Source organism: Caulobacter sp. DWR3-1-2 (genome assembly GCF_049896225.1).
GTDB lineage: Bacteria > Pseudomonadota > Alphaproteobacteria > Caulobacterales > Caulobacteraceae > Caulobacter.
Genome location: NZ_JAFCTW010000001.1, coordinates 358,175 through 372,987, shown reverse-complemented (window position 1 = coordinate 372,987; position 14,813 = coordinate 358,175). Strand labels below are relative to the sequence as shown.

Here is a 14,813-nt window from a genome sequence, read left to right as displayed (position 1 = left end):
TCAAGACCCATGCGCAGCGCGCTGTTCAATATCTACTATTGGGTTCTGTCGATCTTCTACGGCCTGTCGGCCGCCCTCTCCGCCCTGCTCCCGGGCCGCAAGCCGGTCGCCTTCGCCCTGCGGCTCTACAGTCAGCGCATGATCTGGGCGCTGCGCGCGATCGCCGGCGTCAAGATCGACCTCAAGGGCCAGGAGAACCTGCCCCAAGGCGCCTTCATCATCGCCGCCAAGCACCACAGCTGGGGCGACGGCTTCGTGATGTTCGCCAATGTCGAGAACCTCAGCTTCGTCACCGGCGACCATCTGGAGAAGTTCCCGCTGGTCGGCGCGATCCTCAAGAAGCTGGGCGCCATCGTCGTCGACAGCTGCGGTGGGCCGGAAGCGCGCAAGGCCCTGTCGGACAGCGCCGCCCAGGTCGCCGCCGAGGGCCGCCGCATCCTGATCTATCCGGAAGGTCACCTGGCCGCGCCGGGCGAGCGGTTTCGCTACCGCACCGGCGTCTACCATATGAGCCAGGATTTCGGCCTGCCCGTCGTGCCGGTGGCGACCAATCTGGGCTGTTTCTGGAAGCAACAGGACAAGGCCAAGACCGCCGGCCAGGCCACGGTCGAGTTCCTGCCGCCGATCCTGCCCGGACTGTCGAAGTCGGAGTTTATGGCACGGATGGAGGACGTCATCGAGACTCGCACCAACCAGCTCATCGCCCAGGCGCGCGGCGAGGCGGTCAAGCCGTCGGTGCTGGTGGAGTGGAACGGGCGGAAGAACGTAGCCTCGGCGGCGACGTGAGCCTCGCCGGCGCCATGGCCGCCACACCGGAAGCGCCCACCAGGTTTGTCTCAGCCGCCCAAGGGCTGTGCGGTGTGCTGCTCCTGGTCAGCTGCCCCTTCGTGCTTTATTTCGACATGCTCTATGGCGTCGCCGCGAGCTATGCGGGCGGCTTGGACGACCCGCTGATCGTGAGCATCGCCTTTTTAGCGATGGGCTACCCCGCCCTCGCCATCGCCACGGTGGTCCTGGCCGCACTGAAGTTTCGAAGAGCCCGGCGATTCACTTGGGGCACCTACCTCGCGCCAGTGGCGCACCTGGCCGCGGTCGCCGGGCTGCTCGTCTGGTCTAACGGAGCCTATCTGTAGCCCGTCGGCAGCCTAGAGATCGACCGGGCATTCCGCCGGCACGGCCATGAACGTCCCGTCCGCCCGGCGCTTGTCGAAATGCTTCGTCGCGCAGCCCGTCGAGCGCAGGATCCCGGTATCGGACCAGTACAGCGGCGCCGCGTCCTCATGCCGGAAGGCCGGCGCGCCCCAGGGCAGGCCGCACTCGACGCAGGACGGCGTGCGGGTCAGCATCAGTCCAGGGCCTCGGCCGCCGGCTGGATCGTCACGCTCTCGCCGCAACCGCAGGCGTCGGTCTCATTCGGATTGTTGAACACGAACTTCGACGACAGCTTGGTGGTCTCGTAGTCGATCGTGGTGCCGATCAGGAACAGCACGGCCTTGGGGTCGATCAGGATGGTGACGCCCTGGTCCTCGACAACCTCGTCGATCGGCCCCTGCTCGGCGGCATATTCGAAGATATATTCCGAGCCGGCGCAGCCGCCGTTCTTCACGCCGACGCGCAAGCCGGCATAGGGCTTGCCCGGCTCTTCGACCGACTTCCGGTCCATGATCTCCTTGACCCGCGCGGCGGCGGCCGGGGTCAGGGTGACGACCTTGGGGCGGGGGCGACGGACGCGGGGGGTGACGGCGACTTCCATGGGATTCCAACCAGCCTAGAACATGTTGAGTTGCAGCTTGGCCTCGTCGCTCATCCGCGAGGGGTCCCACGGCGGCTCGAAGACCAGGTCGACATGGCACGACCTGATGCCTTCCAGCTCCATGACCGCGTCGCGCACCCAGCCCGGCATCTCGCCGGCCACCGGGCAGCCCGGCGCGGTCAGGGTCATGTCGATCGCCACGTCCTTCTCGTCGGACACGTCCACCTTGTAGATCAAGCCCAGCTCATAGATATCGACCGGGATTTCCGGGTCGAACACCGTCTTCAGCTTCTCGACGAGCTGGTCGGTCAGCCGATCGAGCTCGGCCTGGGGGATCTTGGAGACAGCTTGGTCGGTCATGTCGCTCAACTGAAGAAACTGCGGGCCTTGGCCAGAGCGTTCACGAACGCATCGGCCTCGGCCTCGGTGTTATATAGGGCGAAGGAGGCTCTGGCGCTCGAGGTGACGCCAAATCGCGTCATCAGCGGCTCGGCGCAGTGGGTTCCGGCCCGCACGGCGACGCCGTAGCGGTCGAGCACCTGGGCCACGTCATGGGCGTGGGCGCCCTCGACCACGAAACTCAGCACCGCGCCCTTGCTTGGCGCCGTGCCGAGGATCCGCACGCCGTTGACGCCGTCCAGCTGGTCGACGACCCGCTGATAGAGGGCGTGTTCGTGCGCGAAGGCCGCGTCGCGGTCGATGGCGTTGAGCCAGTCGATGGCCGCCCCCAGGCCGACGGCCTCGAGGATCGCCGGGGTACCGGCCTCGAAGCGGTGCGGCGGGTCGGCATATCTGATTTCGGTCAAGGACACCGAGGCGATCATCTCGCCGCCGCCCTGATACGGCGGCAAGGCGGCCAGCCGCTCGGCCTTGCCGTACAGCACGCCGATGCCGGTGGGGCCGTACAGCTTGTGGCCGGAAAACACGTAGAAGTCGGCGTCCAGCGCCTTCACGTCGACCTTGGTGTGGACCACGCCCTGGCAGCCGTCGATCAGGGTCAGCGCCCCGGCCGCGTGGGCCAGATCCACGATCCGTCGCACGTCATTGACCGTACCCAGCACGTTCGACATGTGGGTGACGGCGACCATCCGGGTGCGCTCGGACAGCAGGCCTTCATAGGCCGCTAGATCCAGCCGGCCGTCGTCGGTGACCGGGATGAACTTCAACACCACGCCGTAGCGTTCGCGCAGGAAGTGCCATGGCACGATGTTGGCGTGGTGCTCCATCTCGGAGAGCACGATCTCGTCGCCGGCCTTGAGCGAGCGGCCGAAAGTGTCGGCGACCAGGTTGACGGCCTCGGTGGCGCTCTTGGTCCAGACGATTTCCGACGGCTCGGCGTTGATGAACCTGGCCACGGTTTCCCGCGCGTTTTCATAGGCCTGCGTCGTTTCGTTCGCCAGGGTGTACAGGCCCCGATGGACATTGGCGTAGCTGGTGCGGGCCAGGCTCATCATGGCGTCCAGCACCGCGTCCGGCTTCTGGGCGCTGGCGGCGGTGTCCAGATAGATCAGCGGCTTGCCGTGCACCTGGCGTGCCAGAATCGGGAACTGGGCGCGGATGGCTTCGACGTCGAAGGCCATTATTCCTCCTCCCCTTGCGGGAGAAGGAAGGCGGAGGCGAACTTCATGCGCTTCTTCCCAGCTTTCTAGCGACCCAGGCCGCCGCCACGGCGCGCGCACCCTCATGCTCGATGCGCTCGACCACCTCGCCCAGGAAGGCCTCCGTCAGCATGGCCCGGGCCTCGGCCTCGGGGATGCCGCGCTGGCGGGCGTAGAAGATCGCCTCGTCATCCAGGGCGCCGATGGTGTTGCCGTGGGCGCAGGACACGTCGTCTGCGAAGATCAGCAGCTCGGGCTTAGCGTCGACCTCGGCCCTGTCCGACAGGATCAGGGCGTGGTGACCCATGCGGGCGTCGGTCTGGTCGGCGCCGGGCTGGACAACGATCCGGCCCTGGAAGACGCCGCGCGCCTGATCGGCGACGACGCCCTTGGTCAGTTGGTTGGTGACGCCGTCAGCGCCGCCGTGGGTAACCACGGTGGTCTGGTCAGCGTGGCGCTGGCCTGCGAGGACATAGACGCCGTCCAGCCGCACCTGGGCGTGGGCGCCGGGGTGGTTGATCCGGGTCTCGATCCGCTGGCGACGGGCGCCGGCGGTTAGAACGGTCTGGTGGAAGGTCGCGCCGGGGGCGAGGTCGACCTCGGTGGTGACGATGTTGATGGCCTCGGCATGGTCATCGACCATTATGATGCGCTCGACGCGAGCGCCCTCACCCACCGCGATATCGATCGTGACATCCGACATGTAGGCGTCGGCCCGACCTTCGTGGCTTTCCAGCAGGACGAGGGTGGTGTCGGGCTCGACGACGATGGCGTAGGCGGCCGCGTGGGCCGTGCCGTCGCTCGCCGAGACGAAACGCAGGGCGACCACTTCACCCGCGCCGGTCGCGGCGTGGCGCTTGCGTCCGTTGACGAAGAGGATCTCGCCAGTGGCCAGTCCCTCGAACGGACCGGCGGCGACGTCGCCGTCCACCGCCGGCGAGGCGGGCGGCAAGGCGCGGATCAGGCCGCGCAGGTCGGTCCAGCGCCAGTCCTCGTCGCGGCGCGACGGCAGCTGGGTCAGGTCGCCGGTCTTCAGGGCTGTGGCGAGCGTCATGCGCAGCTCCTCCCCCGGTGGGGGAGGTGTCGGCGCGCAGCGACGACGGTGGGGGGAGTGTTCGGCGGGGTCGGCAAACTCCCCCCACCGATCGCTTCGCGATCACCTCCCCCACGGGGGGAGGCTTGATGTCGCCCAGCGCCCAGCATCACGCCGCCACCGTGTACTTGTCATACCCCTCGGCCTCGAGCTCCAAGGCCAGCTCCGGCCCGCCCGACGCCACGATCCGCCCGGCGGCCAGCACGTGCACGCGGTCGGGTTTGATGTAGTCCAGCAGGCGCTGGTAGTGAGTGATGACCAGCATGCCGCGATCGGGGGCGCGCAGGGCGTTGACGCCCTCCGAGACGATCCTCAGGGCGTCGATGTCCAGGCCCGAATCCGTCTCGTCGAGGATCAAGAACTTCGGCGAAAGCATCGTCATTTGAAGGATTTCCATCCGCTTCTTCTCGCCGCCCGAAAAGCCCACATTGAGGCCGCGCTTTAGCATCTCGAAGTCGATCTTCAGCGAGGCGGCCTTCTCGCGGGCCAGCTTCAGGAAGGCCGGGGCGGCGATCTCGTCCTCGCCGCGCGCCCGGCGCTGGGCGTTCAGGGCGGTGCGGATGAAGGTCAGGGCCGGCACGCCGGGGATCTCCAGCGGATACTGGAACGACAGGAACACCCCCTTGGCGGCCCGCTCATTGGGCTCAAGGGCCAGCAGGTCCTCGCCGTTCAGGCTTGCCGTGCCTTCGGTGACCTCATAGCCGCCCCGGCCGGTCAGCACATAGGACAGCGTCGACTTCCCCGCCCCGTTCGGCCCCATGATGGCGTGCACCTGCCCGGCCGGCACGTCGAGCGTCAGCCCCTTGAGGATCGGCTTGTCGCCGACATTGGCGTGGAGGTTCTGGATGGAGAGCATCAGCGCGGGTACTTTTCTTCGTTCGTCATGTGCAGGCGGAGATGGCGTTGGTCCTCATAGCCGAGAACCACGGCGACCGGATCCCAGTCGAGTTCGAGTTGCGCGACACCGTCGGCGCGCTCGTTAAAGAACAGGATGGTGCCGGTGGTACCGGCGGGCACGATGTAGGGGGACTTTGGGTCGTTCTCAGGCACGATCTCGCGCAACAGAACGACGTCGTCATAAGCGCGCACTGGTTTGCCGTCAGCACCTCGGAACGAACCGTCCTGCGTCCAGCTGGTCGCTTCCTTTTCGATGTCGAAAACGCCCTGCAAGATCACCCGACTGAGCCTTCCAGCGAAATCGCCACCAGCTTCTGGGCTTCGACGGCGAATTCCATGGGGAGTTGCTGCAGCACGTCCTTGACGAAGCCGTTGACCAGCAGGGCCACGGCCTCTTCCTGCGACAGCCCGCGCTGCATCACGTAGAACAGTTGGTCGTCCGACAGCCGCGTCGTGGTGGCCTCGTGCTCGAACACCGATTGGCCGTTGCGGGCCTCGATGTACGGGACCGTGTGGGCCGCGCAGGTCTTGCCGATCAGCAGGCTGTCGCACTGGGTGAAGTTGCGGGCGCCCTTGGCCTTGGGGTGGGCCGAGACCAGGCCGCGATAGGTGCTGGTCGACTTGCCGGCGCTGATGCCCTTGGCGACGATCCGCGAGCGGGTATTTGCCCCCAGGTGGATCATCTTGGTGCCGGTGTCGGCCTGCTGATGGCCGTTGGTCACGGCGATCGAGTAGAACTCACCCGACGATCCCTCGCCGCGCAAGACGCAGGACGGGTATTTCCAGGTGATGGCCGAGCCGGTCTCGACCTGGGTCCATGACACCTTGGAGCGATCGCCGCGGCAGTCGGCGCGCTTGGTGACGAAGTTGTAGATGCCGCCCTTGCCGGTCACCGGATCGCCCGGATACCAGTTCTGGACGGTGGAATACTTGATCTCGGCGTCGTCGAGCAAAACCAGCTCGACCACGGCGGCGTGAAGCTGGTTCTCGTCGCGCATCGGGGCGGTGCAGCCCTCAAGATAGGAGCAATAGGCCCCCTTGTCGGCGATGATCAGGGTGCGCTCGAACTGGCCGCTGTCCTTGGCGTTGATGCGGAAATAGGTCGACAGCTCCATCGGGCAGCGCACGCCCGGCGGGATATAGACGAACGAACCGTCGCTGAAGACCGCGCTGTTGAGGCAGGCATAGTAGTTGTCGGAGGTCGGCACGACGGAGCCGAGATATTGCCTGACCAGTTCGGGATGCTCGCGGATCGCCTCGCTCATCGAGCAGAAGATCACCCCCACTGCCGCCAGCTCCTTCTTAAAGGTGGTGACGACCGACACGCTGTCGAACACCGCGTCCACGGCGTAGCGCGGCGCGCCGACCACGCCGGCCAAGACTTCCTGTTCCTTCAACGGGATACCGAGCTTGGCGTAGATGGCCAGGATCTCGGGATCCACCTCGTCGAGGCTGGCGATGCCGGCCTTCTGGGTCGGGGCGGCGTAGTAGTAGCTGTCTTGGTAATCGATCGCGGGGAAGTCGACCTTGGCCCAGGTCGGCGCTTCCAACTCTAGCCAGCGGCGGTAGGCTTCCAGCCGCCAGTCGAGCATCCACTGTGGCTCGTCCTTTTTGGCCGAAATGAAGCGCACGATGTCCTCGGAGAGGCCCTTGGGGGCGAACTCCTGGTCGATGTCCGAGGTGAAGCCGTGCTCGTATTTCTCAAGCGCGGCGACGGTTTCGACGGTTTCTCTAACTGCGGCCATCAAGCCACCTCCCGGCGACGGGCGCCGATACGCGAATAGGCGGCGAGCCAGGCGTCGCCGCAGGAAATCCAGTGTTGCTCGGTCGTGGCCCAGCCGCCGCTGACGCGCAGCGCGAAGGGGGCCAGGTCGGACCGGCCCATGGCTTCCACCACGCGGCTGGCCTTGACCTTGCCCGACGAGCAGGCGCTGCCGGCGCTGACCATCACGCCCGCCAGATCGAGGCCCATCACCTGAATCTGCGAGTCGAAGCCTTCGGCGGCGAGACAGAGAGTTTGGGGCAGGCGTTGCGCGCCCTCCCCGAGCATCACGCCGCCAGCCGCCTTGACCCGTTCGGCCAGGGCGTCACGCCATGTGCCTTGATCGGCCATCAGGGGCAAGTCCCGGGCAGCCGCGACCGCGGCGGCGGCGAACCCGGCGATCCCGGCGACGTTCTCGGTGCCGGCCCGGCGGCCGCGTTCCTGGCCGCCGCCGTGCTGCTGGCGCACCAGGGTGGCGCGCGTGCCGGCCACCAGCGCGCCGACGCCTTGCGGCCCACCCAGCTTGTGGGCCGACAGGGCCATCGTGTCGGCGCCCAGGGCGGTGAAGTCGATGGCGATCTTCCCGGCCGCCTGGACGGCGTCGACATGCAGCCAGCCGTCAGCGTCGCGCACCAGGGCCGACGCTTCAGCAACAGGCTGGATCACGCCGGTCTCGTTATTGGCCAACATCAGGCAGACGAGCGCGCGGCCGGGTTTGCACAGGGCCTCGCGCAGCCAGTCGAGGTCTGCGACGCCGTTGGTGTCGATCGGCATCACCTCGACCGGCAGGCCGGAGGCGGCGGCGGTCTGGGTGACGGCGTCGTGCTCGCCGGCGCTGACCAGGACTCGGTCGAACCCCGCGAAGGCGGCGCTGCCGATGGCCAGGGCGTTGGCCTCTGTGCCGCCGCTGACGAAGGTCAGCGAGCCCGGCACGACGTTGACCAGCGCCGAAACCTGGGCGCGGGCGGCCTCGACCAGATCCCGCGCGGTCCGCCCAACGGCGTGCACCGACGAGGGGTTACCGCCCAGATCGAAGGCGCGCTGCATCGCCTCGCGCGCCTCGGGGCGGAGCGGCGCGCTGGCGTTGTAGTCGAGATAGACGCTGGGCTTGCTCACGCGACCGCCATCTCCCGCGCCGACTTTTCCGGGTTGGGCGCCCTGTCCTTGAGCTTGCCGTTCAGCACGTCGGCGATCGACACGCTGGCAAGATAGCCGTGGATCTGGCGGCCCATCTCCTCCCACAGGTCATGGGTGAGGCACTGGGCGCCGCCGGCCATGCAGCCCTTTGGAGCGCCCTTGCTCGTCCCGCCAGTCTTTGACAGGCCGCAGCGGGTGGCCCGCAGGGGCTCGTCGACGGCCAGCACAATATCGGCGATGGCGGTGTCGCTGGCCTCGCGGGCCAGGCGATAGCCGCCGCCCGGTCCCCGGGCGCTGACCACCAGTCCCTTGCGGCGCAAGCGGGCGAAGAGTTGCTCCAGATAGGACAGCGAAATCTGCTGGCGGGCGGCGATCTCGGCCAGGGCCACGGCCCGGCCACCCTCGGCCTCCGCTTGGCGGCGCGCGAGGTCGGTCATGGCCATGACCGCGTATCGTCCCTTGGTGCTCAGGCGCATGCGCCTTATCTCCTTGCGGATTGACCGCGCATCGGCTTAGGCGTGTGCTACAAGCCGCGACTTCGCGCCCGGAGGTCTCGATCGAAGACCAAGGCGCGCGGTACGGATTTAGGAAGACCAAGCGCAGCGGTCAAGTATTCCTTCGCTCCTATGAGCGCGAGGAGCCGGACCTCGCGCCCCTTTTTGGATATGGATCTTAGTATGCCTGACGTGATCTTGACCGGAGCCTCCGGCCGTATCGAGGGCCGCTATTCGCCGGGCAAGACCGCCAACGCGCCGATCGCCCTGATCCTGCACCCCCACCCCAAGGCGGGCGGGCACATGAACCATCCGGTCTCGGTGCAGTTGTACCACCTGTTCATGAAGCGCGGTTTCGCGACCCTGCGCTTCAATTTCCGCGGCGTGGGCCGCAGCCAGGGCGAGTTCGACGCCGGCATCGGCGAGTTGGCCGACGCGGCCACGGCCCTGGATTGGCTGCAGTCCAACAACCCGGCCGCCGCCCAGACCTGGGTCGCGGGTTACAGCTTCGGCGCCTATATCGGCATGCAGCTGCTGATGCGCCGTCCCGAAACCGATGGCTTCATCTCCGTGTCGCCGCCAACCAACATGTACGATTTCAGCTTCCTGGCCCCCTGCCCGGCCTCGGGCCTGATCCTGACCGGCGCGGCCGACACCGTCGTGCCGCCGGTCGAGGTCGAGCGCGTGGTCTCCAAGCTGCGCACCCAGAAGGGCATCGTCATCGACTATGAGGTGGTCGACAAGGCGACCCACTTCTGGGCCGAGCACCTTCCCAGCGTCGAGCGGAGCGTCGGCGACTATCTCGACAAGCGCCTGGCGATGACCCCGATCCCTTAGGCCTTGCGCCAGGTAACCACAGGTTACCGGTACCACGGCGCTTGCGTCTCCGGACAACTCACCTTCATTCTTCGCCGAACGACGTTTGCGGAGAATGACGGTGAGCCTAACCATCCGACCGCTTTTGGGACTGCAGAACGGCGCGGCCGGACCGGCCGTGACCTCCCATGCCTGCCGCTTCCCAAGGAGCGAACCTCGACATCGCCCGCCACAGGGCCGCTGCTCGCGTGAGCCGCGTCAGGTTCGACGCCTCGTGCTGACCTGGCCTGACATCCGTCCAGCTTGACCTTATATTCACCAGCTAAGGAATTACTGGGATGGCGGGCATGCACTACGACATCGTCATCGTCGGCGGCGGGGCTGGCGGGCTGGAACTGGCGGCGCGTCTAGGACGCAAGCTCGGGCGCCAGGCCGGCAAGGAACGGGTGCTGCTGATCGACCGCTCCAGCTATCATATCTGGAAACCCACCCTGCACGAGGTGGCCGCCGGCACGCTCGACGCCCACCAAGAGGGCCTGTCCTATTCAATCCTCGGCCGCAGCAATCACTTCAGCTTCCTGCTCGGCGAACTGAACGACTTCGACCCCATCGCCAAGCGGCTGTCCCTGAAGCCCATTCTCGGCGAAGGCGGCAAGGTGCTGGTGGATGAGCGGAGCGTCACCTTCACCTGGGGCGTGCTGGCGATCGGCAGCGGCTCCAACCTGTTCGGCACGCCGGGCGCCGAGCAGGCCCATCTGTTGGAGCGCACCGAAGACGCCGAGGCCTTCCACACCCGCCTGCTGGCCGCCTTCATGAAGGCCTCGTTCTCGCCCGAGAAGATCATGAGCGTGGCCATCGTCGGCGGCGGCGCCACCGGGGTCGAGCTGTCGGCCGAGTTGATCGAGGCCCACCGTGAGCTGCTGGAAAGCATCGGCGCCGAGCAGCGCTTCCGATTGGACATCGCCATCGTCGAGGCCGCGCCGCGCATCCTGGGCGGCCTGCCCGAGAAGATCTCCGACCAAGCCACCATCGCCCTGGAGCGCAAGGGCGTGCGGGTGCTGACGGGGGCCAAGGTCCTGGCCGTTCATGCGGATCGATTGGAGACCAGCCTGGGCGAGACGTCGGCCGACCTGATCGTCTGGGCGGCCGGGGTCAAGGCGGCCGACACCAATACCGCCTACGGCCTGGAGACTAATCGCGGCAACCAGTTCGTGGTCAATGACCACTTGGAGACCTCGGTCGCCGACGTATGGGCGCTGGGCGACTGCGCCGCCGCGCCTTGGGTCGACGGAAAACTGATCCCCGCCCGCGCCCAGGCCGCGCACCAGCAGGCCAGCTACCTAGCCAAGGCCCTGATCGCCCGCCTCGGCCAGCGACGGATCGAGACGCCGTTCATCTACAGGGATTTCGGCTCGCTGGTGTCGCTGGGCGAGAACAGGGGGGTCGGCGCACTGATGGGCGGGCTGGGCGGCCCCAACTTCTTCGTCGAGGGCTTGATCGCCAAGTGGGCTTATATCTCGCTGCACCTGGATCATCATCGGGCGATCATGGGCACGCCCAAGACCGTTGTCTTGGCCATGGCCCGGTTGCTGCAGCAGCGGGTGGCGGGACGGTTGAAGCTGCATTAGGACGCTGCGAGCTTGACCTTCGCGACCGGCAGGCCGGGGGTGCGAGGCTCCAAGCCCCGCGCAGCGCTCGGGCTCGGGCTCGTCGAAACGGGACTAAACTCACACACTCCGGACGTCGTCCGGCGCTCCGCGACCCATTCCATCTCTTCAGCGGCAGCCCGCGTGAAGTTCTCCCCCGTGGGGGAGGTGTCGGCGAAGCCGACGGTGGGGGAGCGATCGGATGACGGCCAGACCTGCGATCAAAGACCCCAAACCTCCCCCACCGACCGCCTCCCCCACGGGGGGACAACCTTATGGGCTAAGGCCGAACGATCCGTCCGCCCGTCATCGGGCTTGCCACCCCGGTGGTCCCCGGAAAGCTGATCGGCAGGCCCCGCGCCGTCCGGGCCGCCAGGAAGGCGAAGGCTTCGGCCTCGATGGCGTCGCCGCGCCAGCCCAGGGCGTCGGCCGAGACCACCTCGGAGACGCCGGCGAGGGCTTCCGACAGGCCCAGCATCATGTGCGCGTTGTGACGTCCGCCGCCCGCCACGATCAACCGTCTCGGCCGCGCCTCGACCGGCAGCCAGTCATAGGCCCGCGCCACGCTGGCGACGGTGAAGGCGGTCAGGGTCGCGGCGGCGTCCTCCAAGGACAGGACATCGACGATCTCGACCGGGAAGTCGAAGCGGTCCAGCGACTTGGGCGGCCTGGAGGCGAAATAGGGTCGGGCCAGCAAGGCCGCGAGCACGTCCCGATGAACCGTCCCGGCCATGGCCAGCCGCCCACCCTCGTCGAACCGCCCTGCCCCACGGGCCTGGACCACCAGGTCGATCATGCCATTGGCCGGTCCGGTGTCGAACGCCAGCAAGTCGCCATCCGCCTTCACGAAGGTGACATTGGCCACCCCGCCCAGGTTCAGCGCCGCCACTGGCGCGGCCAGGCTCGAGGCCCGGGTCCGGGCGGCGTGATAGATCGGGGCCAGCGGAGCCCCCTCCCCGCCGGCCGCGACGTCGGCGGTGCGGAAGTCGAAGGCCACCGGCCGGCCGCTGACCTTGGCCATGTGCTCGGCGTCGAGCAGTTGCACCGTGCGGCCAATCCGTTCGGCTGTCGGCCGTTCGTGCAGCACGGTCTGGCCGTGGACGCCCAGCAGGTCGAAATTGGTCCAGGTGAGCCCGTGCTCGGCGAGAAAGCTCTCGGCGGCCTGCAGGTGCTCGTCGGCGACGGCCCGCCGGGCCTCCGCGAAGATCGAAGGCTCGGGCTCATCCCGCGCCCAGCCGCGAGCGATCGCCGTGGTCTCCAACAGCAGCTCGCGGGTCGCCTCGCGCAGCTTGCGCTCGCCGGCCGGGCCGAAGGCCTGGATGTCCTCGCCGTCGGTATCGAGCACCGCCATGTCGACGGCGTCGAGCGAGGTGCCGGTCATGAATCCCAGGATACGCATGGGCTGGTTGACTGCCACGGGTCGCGGCGGCTAGCTAGACCCCATGATCACCCCGCGCCTCACGACCCGCGCCTATTATCGCCCGCTGTCCTAGCGGGAACGCCGACCGATCACGTCGATGCGCCCGCCTCACCCGGCGACGCGTCAGCCCAAGGCGAACGTCTCCGGATCAAAATCCCAGGAGACCCGCCGATGAAACCCTCGCCACAGAACGCCGCGCCCGTGCTAGACGCGCGGTCACCAGAATTAGAGAGTCGAGCCATGTCCGCCGCCGCGTCCTTCAAGTCGGAATTCCTCCAGACACTGCAGGCGCGCGGCTACATTCACCAGATCACTCACCCGGACGAATTGGACGCCGCGGCCGCCGGCGGGATCATCACGGCCTATGTCGGTTTCGACGCCACGGCTTCGAGCCTGCACGTGGGCAATCTGATCTCGATCATGATGCTACGGCGCCTCCAGCAAACCGGCCACAAGCCGATCGTGCTGATGGGCGGCGGGACCACCAAGGTCGGCGACCCTTCGGGCAAGGACGAAAGCCGCAAGATGCTTAGCGATGACGGCATCCAGGCCAATATCGCCAGCATCAAGCGCGTCTTCGAGAAGTTCCTGACGTTCGGCGAGGGTCCGACCGATGCAGTGATGGTCGACAACGACGAATGGCTGAGCAAGCTGGGTTATATCGAGTTCCTGCGCGAATACGGCACGCACTTCACGGTCAACCGGATGCTGGCCTTCGACTCGGTCAAGCTGCGGCTGGATCGCGAACAACCGCTGACGTTCCTCGAATTCAACTACATGCTGATGCAAGCCACCGACTTCCTGGAACTCAACCGCAAGCGCGGCTGCGTGCTGCAGATGGGCGGCTCGGACCAGTGGGGCAACATCCTCAACGGGGTCGAGCTGATCCGTCGCGTTGATCAGCAACCGGCGTTCGGCCTCACCACGCCACTGCTGACCACGGCCTCCGGCGCGAAGATGGGCAAGACCGCCGCCGGCGCCGTCTGGTTGAACGCGGACGCCTTGAGCCCCTACGACTATTGGCAGTTCTGGCGCAACACCGAGGACGCGGACGTGGGCCGGTTTCTCAAGTTGTTCACCGACCTGCCGCTGGCCGAGATCACCAGGCTGGAAGCCCTGCCGGGCGCGCAGATCAACGAGGCCAAGAAGGTGCTGGCCGACGAGGCCACGCGAATGGCGCACGGCGAGGAAGAAGCCCGCAAGGCCCGCGACGCGGCCGAGAAGGCCTTCGAGCAAGGCGCGCTGTCGGTCGATTTGCCAACCTTCGAGGTGCCTGTCGCGGACCTCGAAGTCGGCATCGTCCTGGCCAACCTGTTCGCCGACGCCGGCCTGGCCGCCTCGCGCGGCGAAGCCCGCCGCCTGGCCCAAGGCGGCGGCGTCAAGCTCAACGACAAGGCCGAGCCCGACGCCAACCGCCTGGTCACTTCGGCCGACCTGATCGATGGGGTGGTCAAGCTGGCGGCGGGAAAGAAGAAGATCGTGCTGATAAAGCCGGTGTAACAACCCGGAAGCGGCGAGGCCGCTATCCGGGGTGACAGGATTGTGGAGAGACAGATGCTTGAACCCGGCGATAAGGCCCCCGACTTCGATCTGGCCACCGACACCGGCCGCGTCAGCCTGGCGGCCCTGAAGGGCAAGAACGTCGTGCTCTACTTCTATCCGAAGGATGACACGGCAGGCTGCACATCGGAGGCCCTGCAGTTCTCGTCCGAGGTCGAGGAGTTCGCCAAGGTTGGCGCTCTGATCGTCGGGATTTCCAAGGACAGCGCCGCCTCCCACGCCAAGTTCCGCAAGAAACATGACCTGACCGTCGATCTCGCCGCCGATACCACCGGCGAGATCGTCGAGGCCTACGGCGCCTGGGTGGAAAAAAGCATGTACGGCCGCAAGTATATGGGCATCGACCGATCGACCTTCCTGATCGACCGCGAGGGCGTGGTTCGCCAAACCTGGCGCAAGGTCAAGGTGCCCAACCACATCAAGGCCGTGCTGACGGCGGCGCGGGCCCTGAAATAACCGTGTGGCTTTGGCGCATCAACCGTGCGCTGATCGCAACACTGAGACGCTCAGACGATGACAAGATGTCTCTGACCGCGTTATCACTTGAATTGCATGAGGAATGTCACGCTGCGGGTTCACCCTGGGCGCGAAGTGTCTTGCACGCTTCGGCTTTCTCGTTGCATATCGCCGAGACCTT

Annotated in this window: 17 protein-coding genes; 6 read left to right on the top strand and 11 right to left on the bottom strand. The window is 66.9% G+C overall.

The window, feature by feature from the left end:
* Window positions 1-9 precede the first annotated feature (9 nt).
* Window positions 10-786, top strand: coding sequence for a lysophospholipid acyltransferase family protein (locus tag ACP696_RS01720; protein WP_426043403.1), 777 nt, complete (start codon window positions 10-12; stop codon window positions 784-786).
* Window positions 783-1,133: a hypothetical protein gene (locus ACP696_RS01715; RefSeq protein WP_426043402.1), complete on the top strand. Its 351-nt coding sequence runs from the start codon at window positions 783-785 to the stop codon at window positions 1,131-1,133. Before ACP696_RS01720 ends, ACP696_RS01715 begins: the two co-directional genes overlap by 4 nt.
* 12 nt (window positions 1,134-1,145) lie before the next feature.
* On the opposite strand, the gene ACP696_RS01710 is transcribed toward ACP696_RS01715, so the two are convergent.
* The 10 genes from ACP696_RS01710 to ACP696_RS01665 all read right to left on the bottom strand — a co-directional run bounded on the left by ACP696_RS01710 (window position 1,146) and on the right by ACP696_RS01665 (window position 8,716).
* Window positions 1,146-1,346 carry a hypothetical protein gene (locus ACP696_RS01710; protein WP_426043401.1) on the bottom strand — a complete coding sequence of 67 codons (201 nt, stop codon included), beginning with the start codon at window positions 1,344-1,346 and terminating at the stop codon, window positions 1,146-1,148.
* Entirely contained in the window at window positions 1,346-1,753 is a 408-nt protein-coding gene (locus ACP696_RS01705; RefSeq protein ID WP_426043400.1) for a HesB/IscA family protein, read from the bottom strand. Before ACP696_RS01705 ends, ACP696_RS01710 begins: the two co-directional genes overlap by 1 nt.
* A gap of 15 nt (window positions 1,754-1,768) precedes the next feature.
* Window positions 1,769-2,113 carry an SUF system Fe-S cluster assembly protein gene (locus ACP696_RS01700; protein WP_426043399.1) on the bottom strand — a complete coding sequence of 115 codons (345 nt, stop codon included), beginning with the start codon at window positions 2,111-2,113 and terminating at the stop codon, window positions 1,769-1,771.
* Window positions 2,114-2,118: 5 nt separating this feature from the next.
* Entirely contained in the window at window positions 2,119-3,333 is a 1,215-nt protein-coding gene (locus ACP696_RS01695) for an aminotransferase class V-fold PLP-dependent enzyme (RefSeq protein WP_426043398.1), read from the bottom strand.
* 43 nt (window positions 3,334-3,376) lie between these two features.
* Entirely contained in the window at window positions 3,377-4,405 is a 1,029-nt protein-coding gene (sufD, locus tag ACP696_RS01690) for a Fe-S cluster assembly protein SufD (protein WP_426043397.1), read from the bottom strand.
* Between the two features lie 148 nt (window positions 4,406-4,553).
* Window positions 4,554-5,300, bottom strand: a complete 747-nt coding sequence (gene sufC, locus ACP696_RS01685) for a Fe-S cluster assembly ATPase SufC (protein WP_426011529.1) — start codon at window positions 5,298-5,300, stop codon at window positions 4,554-4,556.
* Window positions 5,300-5,620 (bottom strand): hypothetical protein, encoded by a 321-nt coding sequence (locus tag ACP696_RS01680; RefSeq protein WP_426011530.1) that lies wholly within the window; start codon window positions 5,618-5,620, stop codon window positions 5,300-5,302. The genes sufC and ACP696_RS01680 overlap by 1 nt, the downstream gene beginning before the upstream one ends.
* A complete protein-coding gene (gene sufB / locus ACP696_RS01675; RefSeq protein ID WP_426011531.1) occupies window positions 5,617-7,086 on the bottom strand; it encodes a Fe-S cluster assembly protein SufB in 1,470 nt (489 codons plus the stop codon). Before sufB ends, ACP696_RS01680 begins: the two co-directional genes overlap by 4 nt.
* A complete protein-coding gene (locus ACP696_RS01670) occupies window positions 7,086-8,219 on the bottom strand; it encodes a cysteine desulfurase family protein (protein ID WP_426011532.1) in 1,134 nt (377 codons plus the stop codon). The genes sufB and ACP696_RS01670 overlap by 1 nt, the downstream gene beginning before the upstream one ends.
* On the bottom strand, window positions 8,216-8,716 hold the full coding sequence (locus tag ACP696_RS01665; protein ID WP_426011533.1) for an Rrf2 family transcriptional regulator: 501 nt from the start codon (window positions 8,714-8,716) through the stop codon (window positions 8,216-8,218). The genes ACP696_RS01670 and ACP696_RS01665 overlap by 4 nt, the downstream gene beginning before the upstream one ends.
* Before the next feature lie 201 nt (window positions 8,717-8,917).
* Here ACP696_RS01665 and ACP696_RS01660 point away from each other — a divergent pair, with 201 nt between their 5' ends.
* A complete protein-coding gene (locus ACP696_RS01660; protein ID WP_426011534.1) occupies window positions 8,918-9,571 on the top strand; it encodes an alpha/beta hydrolase in 654 nt (217 codons plus the stop codon).
* Window positions 9,572-9,897: 326 nt separating this feature from the next.
* Complete coding sequence (locus ACP696_RS01655) at window positions 9,898-11,178, top strand: NAD(P)/FAD-dependent oxidoreductase (RefSeq protein WP_426011535.1); 1,281 nt, start codon at window positions 9,898-9,900, stop codon at window positions 11,176-11,178.
* Window positions 11,179-11,476: 298 nt separating this feature from the next.
* Here ACP696_RS01655 and ACP696_RS01650 read toward each other — a convergent pair whose 3' ends face one another.
* Window positions 11,477-12,595: an anhydro-N-acetylmuramic acid kinase gene (locus ACP696_RS01650; protein ID WP_426031511.1), complete on the bottom strand. Its 1,119-nt coding sequence runs from the start codon at window positions 12,593-12,595 to the stop codon at window positions 11,477-11,479.
* 192 nt (window positions 12,596-12,787) lie between these two features.
* On the opposite strand from ACP696_RS01650, the gene tyrS reads away from it, so the two are divergent.
* Both tyrS and ACP696_RS01640 read left to right on the top strand, forming a co-directional pair.
* Complete coding sequence (gene tyrS, locus ACP696_RS01645; protein ID WP_426031513.1) at window positions 12,788-14,116, top strand: tyrosine--tRNA ligase; 1,329 nt, start codon at window positions 12,788-12,790, stop codon at window positions 14,114-14,116.
* Between the two features lie 54 nt (window positions 14,117-14,170).
* The gene (locus tag ACP696_RS01640) at window positions 14,171-14,632 is read left to right on the top strand and encodes a peroxiredoxin (protein ID WP_426011538.1); all 462 of its coding nucleotides are present in this window, start codon (window positions 14,171-14,173) and stop codon (window positions 14,630-14,632) included.
* Window positions 14,633-14,813: the final 181 nt, after the last annotated feature.

Excerpts from the sequence above, each read along its gene's own strand:
- sufD (WP_426043397.1), bottom strand. The coding sequence starts at position 4,405 with ATGACGCTCGCCACAGCCCTGAAGACCGGCGACCTGACCCAGCTGCCG.
- ACP696_RS01710 (WP_426043401.1), bottom strand. The coding sequence starts at position 1,346 with ATGCTGACCCGCACGCCGTCCTGCGTCGAGTGCGGCCTGCCCTGGGGC.
- sufB (WP_426011531.1), bottom strand. The coding sequence starts at position 7,086 with ATGGCCGCAGTTAGAGAAACCGTCGAAACCGTCGCCGCGCTTGAGAAA.
- tyrS (WP_426031513.1), top strand. The coding sequence starts at position 12,788 with ATGAAACCCTCGCCACAGAACGCCGCGCCCGTGCTAGACGCGCGGTCA.
- ACP696_RS01700 (WP_426043399.1), bottom strand. The coding sequence starts at position 2,113 with ATGACCGACCAAGCTGTCTCCAAGATCCCCCAGGCCGAGCTCGATCGG.
- ACP696_RS01695 (WP_426043398.1), bottom strand. The coding sequence starts at position 3,333 with ATGGCCTTCGACGTCGAAGCCATCCGCGCCCAGTTCCCGATTCTGGCA.
- ACP696_RS01650 (WP_426031511.1), bottom strand. The coding sequence starts at position 12,595 with ATGCGTATCCTGGGATTCATGACCGGCACCTCGCTCGACGCCGTCGAC.
- ACP696_RS01640 (WP_426011538.1), top strand. The coding sequence starts at position 14,171 with ATGCTTGAACCCGGCGATAAGGCCCCCGACTTCGATCTGGCCACCGAC.
- ACP696_RS01655 (WP_426011535.1), top strand. The coding sequence starts at position 9,898 with ATGCACTACGACATCGTCATCGTCGGCGGCGGGGCTGGCGGGCTGGAA.
- ACP696_RS01720 (WP_426043403.1), top strand. The coding sequence starts at position 10 with ATGCGCAGCGCGCTGTTCAATATCTACTATTGGGTTCTGTCGATCTTC.
- ACP696_RS01665 (WP_426011533.1), bottom strand. The coding sequence starts at position 8,716 with ATGCGCCTGAGCACCAAGGGACGATACGCGGTCATGGCCATGACCGAC.
- ACP696_RS01660 (WP_426011534.1), top strand. The coding sequence starts at position 8,918 with ATGCCTGACGTGATCTTGACCGGAGCCTCCGGCCGTATCGAGGGCCGC.
- ACP696_RS01705 (WP_426043400.1), bottom strand. The coding sequence starts at position 1,753 with ATGGAAGTCGCCGTCACCCCCCGCGTCCGTCGCCCCCGCCCCAAGGTC.
- sufC (WP_426011529.1), bottom strand. The coding sequence starts at position 5,300 with ATGCTCTCCATCCAGAACCTCCACGCCAATGTCGGCGACAAGCCGATC.